The organism is Propionispora hippei DSM 15287 (genome assembly GCF_900141835.1).
Lineage (GTDB): Bacteria > Bacillota > Negativicutes > Propionisporales > Propionisporaceae > Propionispora > Propionispora hippei.
The window spans coordinates 1-18,288 of record NZ_FQZD01000018.1; the positions used below are offsets into that span (position 1 = coordinate 1).

General features: G+C 52.6%; 13 protein-coding genes. 9 read left to right on the plus strand and 4 right to left on the minus strand.

The window, feature by feature from the left end; genetic code table 11:
* On the minus strand, positions 1-5,459 hold a 5,459-nt coding region (locus F3H20_RS11395), incomplete at its 3' end, for a beta strand repeat-containing protein (RefSeq protein WP_316843070.1).
* Between the two features lie 656 nt (positions 5,460-6,115).
* Here F3H20_RS11395 and F3H20_RS11400 point away from each other — a divergent pair.
* The 6 genes from F3H20_RS11400 to rarD all read left to right on the plus strand — a co-directional run bounded on the left by F3H20_RS11400 (position 6,116) and on the right by rarD (position 12,597).
* A complete protein-coding gene (locus F3H20_RS11400; RefSeq protein ID WP_149735049.1) occupies positions 6,116-7,642 on the plus strand; it encodes a [FeFe] hydrogenase, group A in 1,527 nt (508 codons plus the stop codon).
* Positions 7,643-7,698: 56 nt separating this feature from the next.
* Positions 7,699-8,502 (plus strand): 4Fe-4S dicluster domain-containing protein, encoded by an 804-nt coding sequence (locus tag F3H20_RS11405; RefSeq protein ID WP_149735050.1) that lies wholly within the window; start codon positions 7,699-7,701, stop codon positions 8,500-8,502.
* Positions 8,492-9,688, plus strand: a complete 1,197-nt coding sequence (nrfD, locus tag F3H20_RS11410) for an NrfD/PsrC family molybdoenzyme membrane anchor subunit (RefSeq protein ID WP_149735051.1) — start codon at positions 8,492-8,494, stop codon at positions 9,686-9,688. Before F3H20_RS11405 ends, nrfD begins: the two co-directional genes overlap by 11 nt.
* A gap of 102 nt (positions 9,689-9,790) precedes the next feature.
* The gene (locus tag F3H20_RS11415; protein ID WP_223191740.1) at positions 9,791-10,288 is read left to right on the plus strand and encodes a DUF6803 family protein; all 498 of its coding nucleotides are present in this window, start codon (positions 9,791-9,793) and stop codon (positions 10,286-10,288) included.
* A 162-nt stretch (positions 10,289-10,450) separates the two neighbouring features.
* Positions 10,451-11,458, plus strand: a complete 1,008-nt coding sequence (locus F3H20_RS11420) for a 2-hydroxyacid dehydrogenase (protein WP_188128300.1) — start codon at positions 10,451-10,453, stop codon at positions 11,456-11,458.
* A gap of 209 nt (positions 11,459-11,667) precedes the next feature.
* Positions 11,668-12,597 (plus strand): EamA family transporter RarD, encoded by a 930-nt coding sequence (gene rarD / locus F3H20_RS11425; protein WP_149735054.1) that lies wholly within the window; start codon positions 11,668-11,670, stop codon positions 12,595-12,597.
* A gap of 120 nt (positions 12,598-12,717) precedes the next feature.
* On the opposite strand, the gene F3H20_RS11430 is transcribed toward rarD, so the two are convergent.
* Both F3H20_RS11430 and F3H20_RS11435 read right to left on the minus strand, forming a co-directional pair.
* The gene (locus F3H20_RS11430; protein ID WP_149735055.1) at positions 12,718-13,029 is read right to left on the minus strand and encodes a thioredoxin family protein; all 312 of its coding nucleotides are present in this window, start codon (positions 13,027-13,029) and stop codon (positions 12,718-12,720) included.
* 141 nt (positions 13,030-13,170) lie between these two features.
* Positions 13,171-13,605, minus strand: coding sequence for a MarR family winged helix-turn-helix transcriptional regulator (locus tag F3H20_RS11435; RefSeq protein ID WP_149735056.1), 435 nt, complete (start codon positions 13,603-13,605; stop codon positions 13,171-13,173).
* A 268-nt stretch (positions 13,606-13,873) separates the two neighbouring features.
* Between F3H20_RS11435 and F3H20_RS11440 the strand changes: the two genes are divergently transcribed.
* Genes F3H20_RS11440 through F3H20_RS11450 form a run of 3 tightly spaced genes read left to right on the plus strand, consistent with a single transcriptional unit; the run spans position 13,874 to position 16,868 of the window.
* The gene (locus F3H20_RS11440) at positions 13,874-14,950 is read left to right on the plus strand and encodes an efflux RND transporter periplasmic adaptor subunit (RefSeq protein WP_149735057.1); all 1,077 of its coding nucleotides are present in this window, start codon (positions 13,874-13,876) and stop codon (positions 14,948-14,950) included.
* Positions 14,951-14,964: 14 nt separating this feature from the next.
* The gene (locus F3H20_RS11445) at positions 14,965-15,639 is read left to right on the plus strand and encodes an ABC transporter ATP-binding protein (protein WP_149735058.1); all 675 of its coding nucleotides are present in this window, start codon (positions 14,965-14,967) and stop codon (positions 15,637-15,639) included.
* Between the two features lie 11 nt (positions 15,640-15,650).
* The gene (locus F3H20_RS11450; protein WP_149735059.1) at positions 15,651-16,868 is read left to right on the plus strand and encodes an ABC transporter permease; all 1,218 of its coding nucleotides are present in this window, start codon (positions 15,651-15,653) and stop codon (positions 16,866-16,868) included.
* A gap of 101 nt (positions 16,869-16,969) precedes the next feature.
* Here F3H20_RS11450 and F3H20_RS11455 read toward each other — a convergent pair whose 3' ends face one another.
* Positions 16,970-18,286 carry a class I adenylate-forming enzyme family protein gene (locus F3H20_RS11455; RefSeq protein WP_149735060.1) on the minus strand — a complete coding sequence of 439 codons (1,317 nt, stop codon included), beginning with the start codon at positions 18,284-18,286 and terminating at the stop codon, positions 16,970-16,972.
* Positions 18,287-18,288 lie beyond the last annotated feature (2 nt).

Sequence of the window (18,288 nt, forward strand, 5' to 3'; positions counted from 1 at the left end):
GTTTCGCCAGTAGGGCCTGTAATACCTGTTGCTCCAGCAACCCCAGCTTCTCCAGTTTCGCCGGTTATCCCGGTAGCACCCGTTTCACCAGCAGGACCAGTAGTGCCTGTTGCCCCCGTGATACCAGTTTCACCAGTGCTGCCAGTCGTCCCAGTAACACCTGTTTCACCGGCAGGGCCGGTCGTACCTGCCATCCCAGTGGCACCAGTTTCTCCAATGCTGCCGGTTAGCCCAGTAGCGCCTGTTTCACCGGTGCTGCCGGTCATTCCGGTAGAACCTGTCGTACCAGTTCCTCCAGTACTGCCGGCCATTCCAGTAGCACCGGTTTCACCAGCAGGACCGGTAGTGCCTGTTGCCCCCGTAACCCCAGTTTCTCCGGTGGCCCCGGTGATTCCGGTAGCGCCCGTTTCACCAGCAGGGCCTGTGATACCGGTAGCCCCAGTGATTCCGGTTTCTCCGGTGCTGCCGGTCATTCCAGTAACACCTGTTTCGCCGGTAGGACCTGGCGTACCGGTTGGACCAGTCAACCCCGTTTCTCCGGTGGCCCCGGTGATTCCAGCAGCGCCCGTTTCACCGGTAGCCCCTGTTTCACCAGCAGGACCAGTGGTACCAGTTGGCCCAGTGACCCCAGTTTCACCGGTAGAACCTATTTCACCAGTGATACCGGTCGCTCCAGTCATCCCAGTAGCACCTGTTGCACCGGTAGAACCAGTCGTACCGGTCGCCCCGGTGGCTCCGGTTTCTCCAGAACTGCCGGTCAGTCCAGTAGGGCCTGTTTCACCAGTAGCGCCTGTAATGCCAGTTGATCCAGTAACTCCAGTTTCACCGGTGCTGCCAGTCATCCCGGTAGTGCCTATTTCACCAGTAGGACCGGTGGTACCGGTCGCTCCAGTAATCCCAGTTTCCCCAGCAGGGCCAGTAGCACCGATTTCGCCAGTAGCACCTGTTTCGCCAACAGGGCCAGTGATGCCGGTCGTTCCGGTCACACCTGTTTCACCGGTAGGACCTGTTGTACCGATTGCCCCAGTTTCACCGGTGCTGCCAGTTATCCCAGTAGCACCTGTTTCACCGGCAGGGCCAGTCGTACCAGTTGTCCCAGCAACCCCAATTTCTCCAGTGGCTCCGGTTATCCCAGTAGCACCCGTTTCACCGGTAGGGCCAGTAATACCTGTCGTACCTGTAACCCCTGTGACCCCGGTTTCACCAGTGCTGCCGGTCATTCCAGTAGCGCCTGTTTCGCCAGTAGGACCGGTAGTGCCGGTCGCTCCGGTCACACCCGTTTCTCCAGTGGTTCCGGTTATCCCAGTAGTACCTGTTGCACCAGCAGGACCGGTGGTACCGGTCGCTCCAGTAATCCCGGTTTCTCCAGTGCTGCCGGTCAGTCCAGTAGTGCCCGTAATACCTGTTGCTCCAGTGACTCCAGTTTCACCGGTGCTGCCAGTTATTCCGGTAGCACCGGTTTCGCCAGTAGGACCAGTGATACCGGTTTCTCCGGTGTCACCAGTCAATCCGGTCACACCTGTTTCACCAGCAGGGCCAGCGACACCTGTCATCCCTGTGGCACCAGTTTCTCCGGTGCTGCCGGTCAGTCCGGTAGCACCTGTTTCGCCAACAGGGCCAGTGATACCGGACGCCCCGGTAACACCCGTCTCACCGGTATTGCCAGTTATCCCAGTAGCACCTGTTTCACCGGTAGGGCCAGTGGTACCGGTCGCTCCGGTCACACCTGTTTCGCCAGAAGCGCCTGTAATGCCAGTTGGTCCAGTGATCCCAGTTTCTCCGGTGTCACCAGTCAATCCGGTAGCACCAGTAGTGCCAATTGCTCCAGTGACTCCAGTTTCTCCTGTGCTACCGGTCATTCCAGTAGCACCTGTTTCACCAGCAGGACCGGCGGTACCAGTTGGCCCAGTGACCCCAGTTTCACCGGTGTCGCCGGTCATCCCAGTAGCACCCGTTTCACCGGTAGGACCAGTTGGTCCGGTGCCCCCAGTTTCACCGGTGTTGCCGGTCAATCCAGTAGCGCCCGTTTCGCCAGTAGGGCCAGTAATGCCTGTTGCCCCCGTGATACCAGTTTCTCCTGTGCTACCAGTCGTCCCAGTAACACCTGTTTCACCGGTAGCACCTGTTTCGCCAGTAGTGCCAGTAGTGCCGGTCGCTCCGGGCACACCCGTTTCTCCAGTGGTTCCGGTTATCCCGGCAGCACCTGTTTCGCCAGTAGGGCCAGTAATACCGGTTGCTCCAGTGACTCCAGTTTCACCGGTGCTGCCAGTTATTCCGGTAGTGCCCGTTTCGCCAACAGGGCCAGTGATACCGGTCGCCCCGGTAACACCCGTCTCACCGGTGCTGCCAGTTATCCCAGTAGCACCTGTTTCACCGGTAGTGCCCGTTTCACCAGTGGCGCCTGTCGTACCGGTTGGTCCGGTCACACCAGTTTCACCGGTGCTACCGGTCATCCCGGTAGTGCCTGTTTCACCAGTACCGCCTGTAATGCCAGTTGGTCCAGTGATCCCGGTTTCACCAGTACTGCCGGTCAGCCCAGTAGCGCCTGTTTCGCCAGTGGGACCAGTAGTGCCGGTCGCTCCGGTCACACCCGTTTCTCCTGTGGCCCCGGTCATCCCGGTAGCACCTGTTTCACCAGTAAGGCCAGTGATGCCAATTGCCCCCGTGACCCCAGTTTCACCGGTGATGCCGGTCATTCCGGTAGCACCGGTTTCACCGGTAGAACCAGTGGTGCCTGTTTCCCCGGTGACCCCAGTTTCTCCAGTGCTACCAGTCATCCCAGTAGTTCCTGTTTCACCAGTAGGACCAGTAGTGCCGGTCGCTCCGGTCACACCCGTTTCTCCAGTGGCCCCAGTGATTCCGGTAGCGCCCGCTTCGCCAGTAGGACCTGTCGTGCCGGTTGGTCCGGTCACCCCAGTTTCACCGGTGTTGCCAGTTATCCCAGTAGCACCCGCTTCACCAGTAGGGCCAGTAATACCGGTTGCTCCAATGACCCCAGTTTCTCCAGTACTGCCGGCCATTCCAGTAGCACCGGTTTCACCAGCAGGACCGGTGGTACCAGTTGGCCCAGTGACCCCAGTTTCACCGGTGTCGCCGGTCATCCCAGTAGCACCCGTTTCACCGGTAGGACCAGTTGGTCCGGTAATCCCGGTTTCTCCAGTGCTGCCGGTCATCCCGGTAGCGCCCGTCACACCGGCAGGACCAGTCGTACCGGTTGCCCCCGTGCCCCCGGTTTCTCCGGTGCTGCCGGTCAGTCCGGTAGCACCTGTTTCGCCAGTAGGGCCTGTAATACCTGTTGCTCCAGCAACCCCAGTTTCGCCAGTCATCCCAGTAGCGCCCGTTTCACCGGTAGGGCCAGTGGTACCGGTAATCCCGGTTTCTCCAGTGCTGCCGGTCAGTCCAGTAGTGCCCGTAATACCTGTTGCTCCAGTGACTCCAGTTTCACCGGTGCTGCCAGTTATTCCGGTAGCACCGGTTTCGCCAGTAGGACCAGTTGGTCCAGTGCCCCCAGTTTCACCGGTGTTGCCGGTCAATCCAGTAGCGCCCGTTTCGCCAGTAGGGCCAGCGACACCTGTCGTCCCTGTGGCACCAGTTTCTCCGGTGCTGCCGGTCAATCCAGTAGCACCTGTTTCACCGGTAGGACCAGTAATACCAGTAGCACCGGTAACACCAGTAGCACCGGTAGCGCCCGTTTCGCCAATAGGGCCAGTAATGCCTGTTGCCCCCGTGAGCCCAGTTTCTCCAGTATTGCCAGTCATCCCAGTAACACCTGTTTCACCGGTAGGGCCAGTGGTACCGGTCGCTCCGGTCACACCTGTTTCACCGGTAGGACCTGTTGTACCGGTTGCCCCGGTTTCACCGGTGTTGCCGGTCAGTCCGGTAGCACCTGTTTCGCCCGTGGAACCTGTTGAACCTGTAACCCCAGTTACCCCAGTTTCTCCAGTGTTACCAGTCATTCCAGTAGTACCGGTCACTCCAGTAGCACCTGTTTCACCGGTAGGGCCAGTCGTACCAGTTGTCCCAGCAACCCCAATTTCTCCAGTGGCTCCGGTTATCCCAGTAGCACCCGTTTCACCAGCAGGGCCAGCGACACCTGTCGTCCCAGTGGCACCAGTTTCACCGGTGTTGCCGGTCATTCCAGTAGCGCCCGTTTCACCAACAGGGCCAGTGATACCGGTCACTCCAGTAGAACCTGTCGTACCTGTAACCCCAGTGACCCCAGTTTCACCAGTGCTGCCAGTCATTCCAGTAGTGCCTGTTTCGCCAGCAGGGCCAGTCGTACCGGTTGGGCCAGTCAACCCCGTTTCGCCAGTAATGCCAATTGCCCCCGTGACCCCAGTTTCACCGGTGATGCCGGTCATTCCGGTAGCACCTGTTTCACCGGTAGGACCAGTCGTACCGGTTGGTCCAGTAACCCCAGTTTCTCCAGTACTGCCGGTCGCTCCGGGCACACCCGTTGCTCCAGTGGCTCCGGTTATCCCGGTAGCACCTGTTTCACCGGTAGGGCCAGTAATACCTGTCGTTCCAGTTACCCCAGTTTCACCGGTGTCGCCGGTCATTCCAGTAGCACCTGGGTCACCAGTAGTTCCAGTGGTACCGGTCGCTCCGGTCACACCTGTTTCACCAGCAGGGCCTGTGATACCGGTAGCCCCAGTGATTCCGGTTTCTCCTGTGCTACCGATCATTCCAGTAGAGCCCGTTTCGCCAGTAGCGCCTGTAATGCCTGTTGCCCCCGCGCTACCAGTTTCTCCAGTACTGCCGGTCATTCCAGTAGCGCCTGTTTCGCCAACAGGGCCAGTGATACCGGTGGCCCCGGTAACACCCGTCTCACCGGTGTTGCCAGTTATCCCAGTAGCACCTGTTTCACCAGCAGGGCCTGTGGTGCCTGTTGCTCCCGCAATCCCCGTTTCTCCAGTGATACCAGTCATCCCGGTAGTGCCCGTTTCGCCAGTAGGGCCAGTAATACCTGTTGCGCCGGTGCCCCCAGTTTCACCGGTGCTGCCGGTCATTCCAGTAGTACCGGTTTCACCGGTAGCGCCAGTGGTACCGGTCACTCCAGTAGCACCTGGGTCACCAGTAGAACCTGTCGTACCGGTCGCACCGGTGACTCCGGTTTCTCCGGAACTGCCGGTCAGTCCAGTAGGGCCTGTTTCACCAGTAGCGCCTGTAATGCCTGTTGCTCCAGTAACCCCGGTTTCTCCGGTATTGCCAGTTATCCCAGTGGTGCCGGTTTCGCCAGCAGGACCGGTTGTACCGGTCGCTCCGGTTACACCTGTTTCTCCAATGGCTCCAGTCATCCCGGTAGCGCCAGTTTCGCCGGTAGGACCAGTAGTGCCTGTTACCCCCGTGACCCCGGTTTCTCCGGTGCTACCGGTCGTTCCGGTAGTACCTGGGTCCCCAGTAGAACCTGTCGTTCCGGTCGCCCCAGTTTCACCGGTGCTACCGGTCATCCCAGTCATTCCAGTAGCGCCTATTTCACCGGTAGGGCCAGTGGTGCCAGTAGAACCTATGCTACCGGTTGATCCAGTGCAACCAGTAGTGCCGGTTATGCCGTTTATACCTGTTGCCCCGGTTGGACCAGTTGGTCCAGTTGCTCCTATGAAGAAGGGTGGAAGCGGATGGGTGTGTCCTTTAGAGCATATGTAGTGCCAGGAACGATTTGTTTTCTTTAAACCGGGGATTCTTTTAGTTCTATAAAAAACATAAGGAAAATTATATTTCATAAGACATCACCTCTACGTGTCCAGTACAGAATTTATGCCGTAGTATCCTATGAGGATAAATGTTTGAAGGGAACGAGTAAAAAAGAAATACAGGCCGTTAGTTTAGCGAAACTGCAGATTGTAAAGATAGTAGTATTTATTAAGTTTTTTGCGAAATTGTCTGATGATTGCAAAAGAATACATAATACAATGTCTGAATTGTCTATATCGTGAATAAATTCACTAGACAAAAAAACGATTATGCATTATGCTATAAACAGAATACGAATAGTGGGGTAGAGTTACGGTGAACCCCCTAAAGTAGGCGTTGATTTTTAAAGAAATCAGCAGCTATTTTAGGGGGTTCTTTTTATTTAAATATAAATAAGGTCGAGTACAATGTGGAGGTTTACATGAAACAGAAAAAAGTATCACGAAGAGGATTTTTTAAACTTCTTGGTACCGCAGGGGTCGTGGGGGTTGGTGCAACGGTTAGCGGCTGCAGCAATGAATCGGCCGGAGGCAAAGGCTGGATGCCAAGTCAGTATAATGTTCCTGCCAACTGGCCCGTTCAGGTTAAAGGACGGATTCCGATAGATAGCAATAATGTATCCATTGAGCGGGATGATGCGAAATGTATTCTGTGCGGACAGTGTCTGGAAGTATGCCGCAATGTGATGAGTGTATATGGCTATTATGAGCTGCCGGTGAAAAAAGAAGTTGTGTGTATAAATTGCGGTCAATGTACGTTGTGGTGTCCCACCGGTGCCATTACCGAGCGGCAGGATACGGCGAAAGTGTTAGCGGCGCTTGATAATCCAGCAGTTCATGTGCTTGTGCAAACAGCGCCGGCTACCCGTGTATCTTTGGGGGAAGAATTCGGCTTGCCGCCGGGCAGCATTGTCCAGGGCAAGCAGGTGGCGGCGCTTAAAGCGCTTGGTTTTGATGCTGTGCTGGACACCTGTTTCGGTGCCGATCTAACCATTATGGAAGAGGCCTCGGAACTATTAGAGCGGGTGAAGCAACCGGAACACAGTCTGCCGCAATTTACCTCCTGCTGCCCCGGCTGGGTGAAGTTTGTTGAATATTACTATCCTGATCTTATGCCTCATTTATCAAGCTGTAAATCACCGCAGCAGATGTTTGGGGCGGTGGCTAAAACGTATTACGCGGCCAAGAAGCAAATCAGTCCGGAGAACATTGTATCGGTGGCGGTCATGCCCTGTACGGCAAAAAAGTTTGAGTGCCAGCGGCCGGAAATGAATGCGGCCGGCGTCGAGGCTAAACTGCCAGCGGTGCGTGATGTGGACATTGTTATCACTACACGGGAGCTAGCCCAATTGTTGAAAAAACGGGGCATTGACATGAACGGACTGGCCAGTGCCGAGTATGACTCTATTTTAGGGGAAACCAGCGGCGCCGGTATTATCTTTGGCGTTACCGGTGGGGTGATGGAGGCGGCGGTGCGGACTGCGTATCATTTGAGCACTGCTCAGGATCCGCCTGACAGTCTGTTGACCTGGAATCCTGTGCGCGGCCTTCAAGGCGTGAAAGAGGCGACTGCCGATATTCCCGGTCTTGGTACTGTTCGGGTAGCTGTCTGCCATGGCCTGAAAAATGCCAGGGAATTGCTGGCAGCAGTACGGGAGAAGAAGGCTCCCTGGCAGTTTATTGAGTTTATGGCCTGTCCCGGCGGCTGTATTGGCGGTGGTGGTCAACCCAGGACATCATTGCCGCCGACCGATGAAGTGCGCAAAGCCAGGATTGCCAACTTGTACAAATTGGATACGGCTTTGCCGGCCAAACGCAGTAGTTATCAGAACCAGGAAATCCGTCAGGTATATCAGGAGTGGCTGAAAGAGCCGTTGAGTGAAGAGGCGGAAGCATTGCTGCATACCCGGTTTGTTGACCGCAGCAATCAATTGACGGCAAAACGATAGGGAAGCGCTGATTGGTGATTTTCTATAAGCCGGTTTAAAAACAGGAGGTACCTGCTATGTCGAAAGGCGTGTTAACCGATCTTACCAAGTGCATCGGCTGTGGCAGCTGTGTGGTGGCTTGTAAGATGTGGAATAAACTGGAATATGATACAAAGCAGCCGGCCGTAGGGTCTGCAGCGAAATTAAACGATAAGAACTGGACAATTGTCAGCACCTGTGAGACGCAAAACAGTAAAGGAGAACCTGTCTGGCGGTTTGTCAAGCGTCAGTGTATGCACTGCCTGGAGCCGGCCTGTGTTTCGGCTTGTTTTTCCCGGGCATTGCAAAAAAATCCCGACGGCTCCATCGTTTATTATCCCGATTTATGTGTGGGCTGTCGTTACTGTATGCTCGCCTGTCCTTTTGATGTGCCGAAATATGAGTGGCAGAAGGCGGCGCCGGAAATTACAAAATGTCAGATGTGCTCTTCACGGCTGGAAAACGGGGAAGCCCCTGCCTGTGTATCGGTGTGCCCAACCGGAGTTATGCAGCTGGATGACCGTGATAAGCTGGTGGCCCGCGCGGAGCAGCAGATCAAAGATAATGATCAATATGTAAAAAAAATCTATGGCAAAGACGAGGTAGGCGGCACATCCTGGCTGTATATCTCAGATATTTCTTTTGAAGAACTGGGCTTTAAGGTCGTAGGCATGACGGCGCTCCCCACCTATACGCAACGTTTCCTGAAGCATACGCCGTTTATTGCCGTTGGATGGGGCATTTTGCTGGCGGCATTATCTTTTTACACCAGACGACGCAATGAGTTGGCCAAAGAGAAACAGCAAAACCGGCAAATGGAGGATGAGCATCATGAAAGTTGAGATATTGGGCTGGAAGTTTACCATTACACCGACTCGCCTGGTTTTGGCGGCTATTGCCGGCTTGAGCATTTTGACGATGCTGGTCCGCTTTATTACTGGTTTCGGTATGGTAACTAATTTGAGCGATGAATGGCCCTGGGGCCTCTGGATTGCATTCGATGTACTGACCGGCGTGGCTCTGGCCGGCGGCGGTTATTCCACAGCGCTGATCGTGCATATTCTGCACCGGGATAAATATCATCCCATCGCCAGAGGCGCCTTGCTGACGTCACTGTTGGGCTATATCCTGGTTATGCTGGGACTGTTTCTGGACATTGGTCAGTGGTTTAATTTCTGGCGGCCCTTTGTTTCCTGGGGGCATGCTTCGGTATTATTTGAAGTGTTCTGGTGCGTTTCCATTTATACTACCATCCAGACCCTGGAGTTCGGCGAGATTGTTACTGAAAAGATCGGGGTCCGTCTTCATGGACTGTTTAAAAAGATACTGCCTGTCCTGATGATTGTTGGCGTTATTTTTCCGACGCTGCACCAGTCGTCGCTGGGTGCGTTATTCCTGATCGCGCCGACTAAAGTGTATCCGCTTTGGTGGACGGAATTTTTGCCCGTATTTTTCCTCATGTCGTCCTTCTTTGTCGGACCGGCTATGATTACTATCGAGTCGGCGCTGGCAGGCAATTTTTTTGGGCATAAGGTTTCAAACGAGGTTCTGAGCGGTCTGGCCCGGATTGGCGGCGCCATGATGGCACTGTACCTGCTGCTCAAAGTATATGACCTGGTGTCCCGCGGCGTGTTCGGCCTGATGTTTGCCGGCAATTTTGAGGGTAATATGTTTTTGCTGGAAATGGTGCTGGGGCTTCTTGTGCCACTGGGTATTGTATTCAGCAAATGGGGCAACACCAAGGCCGGTTTGACTGTTTATGGAGTACTGACCGCGGGAGGCGTTATTTTGAATCGCATGAATACCGTATTTACTTCCATGCTGCATTACTCTGACGGTGCCTATTTCCCTTCCATATGGGAATTCATCATCAGCATCGGTCTGGTAGCTATCGGCTGTCTGTGCTATTGTTTTATTGTCGAGAATTTTAATATCTTCGATCATTCCCATACCGATAAGGAGAGCAGCGGAAAGACGAAAAACCAGTTCAACCGAAGCCCAATCGGTTCCATGCTGTCCAAGCAATAAGCCGTGTGCCGTTCATAATTCTTTCATCTTTTCTTCACAATATCTTCACAATGATCTGCTATAGTAAGTAACTACAGGTTAAAGGAGAGATGAAGAGTGAACATGACGCATTACATGGAATTATTGGCAGTGAACCAGCCCTGGAATCTGATTATATATATGGTGATTCCGGTAGCGTTGGCGGAAGCGCTCGTTGCTACTGAATTTTTCGTAGTTTTTAACCGGCTGCAGGCCGGCGCTATGCGGGCCTGGAACAAGTGGATTGGCATCGTGCTGGGCATTTACTTCTTAGGTGTTTTCCTGCAACTGTCGTTTACGGTAGTTCCCAGCCTCGCCTGGCGGGGGACGGCAGATATGATTGCCGTAGGAGCCTATTTGAGTGGTGTGATTCCACTGTTTTCCATCGCGCTGCTGGAACTGGGCGTGATTGGCGGTGGTAAAACTCATGAGGAAAAAATGAAGCTCCATTTCATTTTGCTGACCGTCTTTTTGGTTGTGGCGCATGTGGCCATGGTGTTTGGCATGATTGATCCTGCCATCATGGGCTGGAACCCTGGGGCGATGCACATGCCGGGCGGACATATGAGTCACCCGCAATAAAAGGCCCGAATAGTAGAAAAAGCAAAAGAAGGAAAACACCGACCGCCCCTGGCGGTCGGTGTTTTCCTTCTTTCCATTATGGACCGATCGTAGTACAATAGGCAATATAAGTGGCAAGGTATTTTCCAGTCCTCTGGGACTGGAAGAAAGAGGGTGGCAGGTTTGGCTGTTAGGAAGATCGCTTTTTTCGAATGCGATAAAAAACGCAAAGAATTTTATAGCCGCAATCTGCCGGGCTTTGAATTGCTATTCTATGCGGAAACGCTGGGACAGCAGCATATCCCGGCAATAAAGGACTGTGAAATTATCTCGGTGATCAATTACTCACCGGTAACGGAAAAGATCATAGAGCAACTGACCGGCACCAAGCTGATTGCGCTGGGCTGCACCGGTTTTGTTAATGTCGATGTCAGGGCTTGCGCCAAACAGGGCATTCTGGTCGCCAATACGCCGGGCTACAGTGATGATGCGGTAGCCGAGCACACGGTTGCGCTCATGCTGATGTTGCTGCGGCACGCTCACACGGCCTTTTTACAGGCCAGGGATAATAACTTCTCCTGGCAGGGTCTGCGCGGTAGAACGCTGCGCGGCAAAACACTGGGCATTATCGGCACCGGGAAAATCGGGTTGAAAGTAATTGAACTGGCTAACGCCTTTGGCATGAGAGTGCTTGCCTATAGCCGCCGGCAAAGAACCGATGAAGCGGCGCGGCTAGGGTTTGCCTACGCCGATTTGGACACAGTACTGGCTGAAAGTGATATTCTGTCGCTGCACCTGGCAGCCAGTCCGGAAACCCTTCATCTTTTCAATCAGGATAAAATAAGCCGCTGTAAACCGGGAGCCGTGCTGATCAATACCTCGCGCGGCGAAATTTGTGATACCAGGGCGCTGTTATGGGGGCTGGAAGAGGGCATCTTGCGGGGTGTTGCTTTGGACGTTCTGGAGGAAGAAAAGCTCTGCCAGGACAGCCGTCTGCTTACACCGGAGCTGACCGGTGCCCAACTGGAGACTTATGCGCTGAATCAGCGCCTTCTGCGTCATAAAAATGTGTTAATTACGCCGCATATCGGCTGGTTTACCGAAGAAGCCATTGCCAGCATGCTGACCGTTCATTTGGAAACGCTGCAGGCGTTCATTAACGGTACGCCTATTCATCTCATAAACCCCTAGGGAACCACTGATTTATTCACACCGTGCATCCTGGCGGAGATTTTTCCGTCTGGCTGCGTCAGCAAAACGTTGAAATAGGAACCGCTATTCCTGCGTTTTTGCTTCCTTGCCAGCCGAAAAAATCTTTCGTCAGGCTGACAGGCTCATTAAATCAGCGGTTCACTAGATTTTTTTAAATCTTAATTCTTTTAGAAAGGTAACCTTTGATTATGAATCAAACATTTTCCGGCCTGGCGTCCGCCGTCGGGTCCTATATACTGTGGGGATTTTTACCCATCTACTGGCGGTTGCTGCTGGACGTTCCAGCCTATACCATACTGGCTCACCGTATTGTCTGGTCTTTTGGCTTTATGATGCTTGTAGTGATTTGTGTTAACCGCGGCGGACAGTTTACAGCGGAGTGCAGGGAGATTTTCAGCGACACCAAGCGCTGGCTGGCCCTTGCCTCCGGTTCTGTCTTGATCAGCCTGAACTGGCTGACCTATATTTGGGCGGTCAATCATGATCGGATTATTGAAACCAGCCTGGGTTATTATATCAATCCGCTGGTCAGTATTTTTCTGGCCATCGTCGTTTTGAAGGAGCGACTGAGCTTCTGGCAGATGATCTCTGCTTTGTTGGCTTTAGCCGGGGTTCTGTTCATGGCTGTACATATCGGTACCGTTCCCTGGGTAGCCTTGGCCTTGGCGCTTTCCTTCGGGCTGTATGGCCTGTGCAAAAAACTGGCCAAGGTTACGGCTGTTGCCGGGCTGGCGCTGGAGACCTGCCTGGTGACGCCGTTGGCTCTTTTCTATTTATTTTATTTTCAACAAAGCGGTACAATAAGCGGTCTGACCAACTTTTCCACCACGGCGTTCCTGCTGGCGGGTACCGGTGTTATTACTGCTATTCCTCTGCTATTGTTTGCCAATGGTGCCAATCGCCTGTCGCTTACGGTACTGAGCTTTATCCAGTATTTGTCGCCGACCATTGCCTTACTTATTGGAGTCTTTTTATATCATGAACAGTTTACCGCTGTGCATGCGGTAACGTTTACCTTCATTTGGTCAGCGCTGCTGCTGCTTTCCCTGGGGAAAACGGCTTGGTTTAAAAAGGTGGAGGCTTATGCCGGTAGCCTGAAAAAGGCGATGGAATCCTAAGATGCGTCTTCAAACTATCGGAATGCTCCATGCGAGTGCTTTCTGCAGCAGACGAATTATACCCGAAAGGGCATGCGGAATTTTGCAGGAATAGCGGCCCTGTTTCAAAGTTGGCGGGCACTAGGAAAAATCGGCAAGCAGCTTGCGAAACTCGCTTTCGTCGGGAAACCGGCTGTGCAGTACTAGCTTTCCGTTGAGTACCAGAGCCGGCGTGTACCGGTCACTGGCGCTGTCGCGGGGCGCATGGTTGCAGCCGGGGCAGTAGCCGATTAGACAGCCGATATAAAGATTATATTCCTGCCGTAAGATGTCCTCGGCTTCTATTTTTTCAATAGTATAGGCTAGACCAAGCTCCTGCGCTATTTTTTCTACGACTTCCCGGTAATGGTCGCTGACAGCGCACTGAGAACCGAGGACTTTAATATTCAGCATGGTGTTAGTTCCTCCTCTTACTCTTATGGGCACTAGCTTTAGCAATAAAAAGGAGATATTCGGTCGATGAGGACGCGGATATCTCTTTTTATGATTAAAGAAAAATAAAAGATTGTCGTGTATGCTTATACCGTTATCCCGTTATGGTATTTTATGAATGACGGCATATAAATCAGTAAGGGCGGTGTACAAAACGGTCAAATCCTTATCGTTCAGGCAGGATAGCTTTTCCTGCAGAATGGCAAGCGTCTCCACTTTGCATTTTTCTCGCATTTCATATCCGGCGACAGTAAGTACAATGTGAATGATCCGACGATCCTCCATGTCCGGTTCACGCTTCACCAGGTTTTCCGCTACCAGTTTGTCAACAATCGGAGTCATCTGCTGTTTAGACATAACCAGCTCTTTGGCCAGGGACGTCATGGTGATGCCTTTTCTATCACTTAATCTTACCAGCACTCGCATCTGTGCCGGACTGAGCGGGATACTACTCTGCTGCATGACCGGACGGACGAAATTTCTTTCAAGCAGGGGGATCAAATGAAATAAGGTTTCCGCAGTTTGACGGTAATCCAAGAAATTCCCTCCTGTAGCATATTTTACGTTTGTTGCTAAGATTGACACTAAGATAGGGGAGAGGATAAGATATAATAAACAATTATTTAAGATATAGAATCATGGATATTTCGTAATAGTGAATATTTCAGAGATAGTGTAACACAAACGGCAATAAAAGTCGATAGAAGGTAACGTGTCCAAATGACGGAAAGGAGCAGAAAAAGGCGACAGGGACAGATGTGGTTCATCGCGGTTTTTTATACAATTTTTAAGCGAGGATTATACTATGCAAATAAATTGGAAGCCCATAACGAAACATAAAACCTGGATTGTGGTTGTGGCCGTACTAGCTGCTGCAGCAGCCGGCGGCGCGGTTTACTATCAAAAGAGCAGTACGCCGGTGGTTAAAGAAAGCACGATAGCGGTAAGCCGTGGCGACGTGCAAGAGACGGTTTCGGCTACCGGCACCATTTCGGCGGTTAATTCGGTAGAGATCAGTTCCCGGGTAACAGGATTGATTTCTGAGATGAAGGTGCAGGAAAATGATCTGGTAAAAGCCGGACAGGTATTGCTTGTCCTGGATGATACGACCTTGCGGGCGCAATTGTCGCAGTATCAGGCACAACTGCAAAATTACGCCGCCATTTATGAACGCGGCAAAAAACTGGCTTCTGTAGGTGGTTTATCCACTCAGGAGCTGGAGGCGGAACGGACCAATTACTTAGTGGCCCAGTCAACCTACAACAATTACGCGGCTCAACTTGATTATTATGTAATCAAATCTCCCATTGACGGTGTAGTCGTCGGTAAACCGACACCGGCCGGCCAAACGGTGGCCCAGGGGATTTCCAGCCCGCAGGTCATCATGACTATAGCGGACATGTCCAAAATGCAAATCAAAGTACTGGTCGATGAAACGGATATTGGCAAGATCAAGGTGGGACAGAATGTAACGTTTACAGTTGATGCCTATACCGATACAACCTTTAACGGTAAAGTGACCAGTATTTCCAAAAGCGCGACCACTTCGTCCAATGTCGTTTACTACCCTGTCTATGTGGATGTAGATCAGACCCAGGGACTGTTGTATCCAACGATGACTGCCAGAGTAAATATTATTACCGGTCAAAGCACCAATGCCATGCTTGTGCCGCTGGCGGCGGTGAAGGATAATGGCGGGCAAAAATATGTACAGGTCATGGTCAATGGGAAAATGGAAGATGTGCCGGTACAAGTTGGTTTAAGCGATGACCAGCATAGCGAAATTATAAGCGGACTCCAGGAAGGGGCCCAAGTGGTTATACCTGCTGCCAAAGCCGCTATCACCAAAACTCAGAATCAGCATCAGGGACCTCCGCTATAAGGAGGTTTGAGAATATGATTGATTTAACGGATGTTACCAAAACCTACGTGATGGGTGATTCGACAGTGTACGCATTGGCAGGCGTTAGCTTATCGATTGCTGAAGGAGAGTTTGCCGCCATCACCGGCCCTTCGGGTTCAGGAAAATCGACTTTGATGAATATTCTTGGCTGCCTTGACCGCCCGACAAGTGGCTCTTACCGGTTGGATGGACAGGAAGTGGCGTCTTTAAGTGATGACCAATTAGCCTGGACGCGAAATAAGAAAATCGGGTTTGTATTTCAGAATTTTAACCTGCTGACCAAATTGTCAGCTTTGCAGAATGTGGCATTGCCATTGGTATATGCCGGTGTTGAAAAGACGCAGCGCCTGGAAAAGGCGGCACAGGCCCTGGCTCGTGTGGGGCTGGAAGAACGTAAACATCATCTGCCGACCGAACTGTCCGGCGGACAGCGGCAGAGGGTAGCCATTGCCAGGGCACTGATTAACGATCCGGCCATTGTTATTGCCGACGAACCGACAGGTAATTTGGATACTAAATCCAGCCTGGAGATTATGGATATTTTTTGCCGGCTACATGAGCAGGGCCGTACGATTATCATGGTAACCCATGAGCCGGACATTGCCGCCTATGCCAAACGGGTGATCCATGTCCGGGATGGAAATATTACCAGAGATGAATGCAAATAGGGGGTGGGAGCATGTTCTGGGAAAGCATTTCTATTGCCTTTGAAGGATTAAAGACCAATAAACTCCGCTCCATCCTCACCATGCTGGGCATTATTATCGGTGTTGGCGCCGTGATTGCCATGGTTTCTATCGGTCTCGGCGTCCAGCAGAAGGTGCAAAGCTCAATTGCCAGCCTGGGCAGCAATCTGCTCATTGTCATACCGGGAGCCAACTCGCCGTCCGGCGGAGTGCGCCTGGCGGCCGGCTCGAATATCACGCTGACCAATCAGGACGCTAAGGCTATTGCCCGGGAAATCTCCGGAGTAAGTTATGTAGCCCCTACCGTAAATCAACAGTATCAAATTGTTTACGGTAATCAGAACTGGAAAACCAGTGTGCAGGGTACAACACCGGAGTTCCTGGACATACGTAATTATACGGTGGCGGAGGGCAGCTTTTTTAATACCAGCGACGACAATTCCCGGGCCCGGGTGGCCGTACTGGGTAACACGGTAGCTACCAATTTGTTCGGTAATGTCAGTCCGGTGGGCAAAACTATCCGTATCGGCAGTGCCCCGTTCCGGGTGGTCGGAGTATTGGCGACAAAAGGACAGTCTTCTATGGGGCAGGACCAGGATGATTTGATTCTGGTGCCGTTGACCACCGCTCAGGAGCGTATGATGGGGATTACCTATGTAAATTCCATCAGTGTTCAAGTAGAAAATGAGAAGGTTATTGATAAGGTACAGGAAGATGTTACTGCTTTGCTGCGGACCCGGCATCATCTGGCCGCCGGCGTAGACAATGATTTCTCGGTGCGCAATTTGGCGGCAATTATGGCTACTGCCCAGGAAACAACGGGGATGATTACCTTACTGCTGGGCATTATTGCCTCCATATCGCTGCTGGTGGGCGGCATCGGCATTATGAATATCATGCTGGTGTCGGTTACTGAACGTACCAGGGAGATTGGTATCCGCAAATCGTTAGGTGCTACCTACAGAAGTATTTTGATGCAGTTTTTGATTGAAGCTATTGTGATCAGCGTGGCCGGTGGTTTGATTGGAATCGGACTTGGAGTGGCCAGTGCCAAAATTGTGTCCATGGTTGCCGGCTGGAATACCGTTATTTCCGTCCTGGCCATTGTGGCCGCCTTTGGAGTTTCGGTGATGATCGGTCTGTTTTTCGGTATCTATCCGGCGCGCAAAGCCGCGCTGCTTGATCCGATTGACGCGCTGCGGTTTGAGTAAAACATGAGAGTCCCGCCTGGCGGCCATATGCTGACCAGGGCGGGGCTCTCATGTTTTATTATATCTTTTTGTACCGGCAATCGGACGATTTTTCAGAGTAATCATGCCTGTGTATTTTTTAAACGATGGCGGTCGATTTTGCCGGTTGTTGTCAGCGGCATTTCCTGGAGAAAGATAATTCGTTGCGGGTGGCAGTGGGGCAGCAGTTGTCTACGGCAAAAATCAAGTACCTGAGCCGTCGTTAATGAGGGGGCCACCAGCCAGGCGTAGATCTTTTCTCCCCGCAAAGCATCGTTGACGCCGGCGACGCAGGCCTGAATAACGCCGGGGCAGCTGAGCAGCACCTGCTCCACCTGTTCCGGGATGACCTTGACGCCGCCGGTATTAATGAGTCCGTTTTTTCTTCCCCACAGATAGAGGAAGCCATTTTCATCCAGTTCGCCCAGGTCGCCAACCGAGGCTTCCGGCTGATAAGCAGGAGCAAGATAGGGGCTTTTGACCCAGATAGTCTGATCTGTTTTGATGGTGATGGTTACACCGGGAAAAGCTTTCCCCACTGCTGTCGGATGGGCAAGGATATCCTTCGCCAGCAGATAACTGACATGGCCAAGCTCGCTGGCACCGTAATATTCGCAGATTTGGGCTGCCGGAAAATAGATCAGCAGGCGTTCCAAGGTAGCTAAATCCATTTTGGCGCCTGCCGTCACCAAGGATGTGAGGGCTGTCAGCGGAGCATTTAGCGCGTGCAGCAGTCGTTTGTAATTAGCCGGCACCATAAACAAAGCGCTGATTTGACAATTGGTAATTTCCTGTACCCAGGTGCGCGGCATAGCTGACGAAGCAAAGACGACGGTGCCGCCTTCCGTCAGCAGGTGGAGGCAGGCATTCAGGTTGGCCGTATAGACAAGCGAACCGGCCAGGTAGAGTGTGTCAGCACCGCTTAAATTAAATATCCGGCTCTGGGCGGCGAAAGCGCTAACCCAGCTTGTGTGGCTGCGCCAAATGATTTTAGGGGTGCCTGTGGTGCCGGAACTGAGCGCACCCAGGAAACAGTCCTGTGGCAAGATTCGGGGCAGGCTGCCGGCCTGCATTGCTGGCAGCGTATAACGGCTGTCAATGCAGAGACGAATGTTGTGAGACTGGAATAAACGGGTGCATATTTCGTCACTGGTAGTGGTGTCGGCCAGCAGACAAATGCCGCCCGCCTTGATAATGGCAAAAAAATAAAGCAATTGTTCCAGGGGACGGGCCAGCTTGATTAGTACGACCTCTTTGGGTTTAATTTGGGTTGCCAGACAGCGGGCCATTTCATCGGTCCGTTCCGCCAATTGCCGGTAAGTCAGGCGCTGGCTGCCCGAGATCAGACAGGCTTTATCGGGAAATGAAAGCGGTGGGCAAAGAAAACGATGAATCAACATGA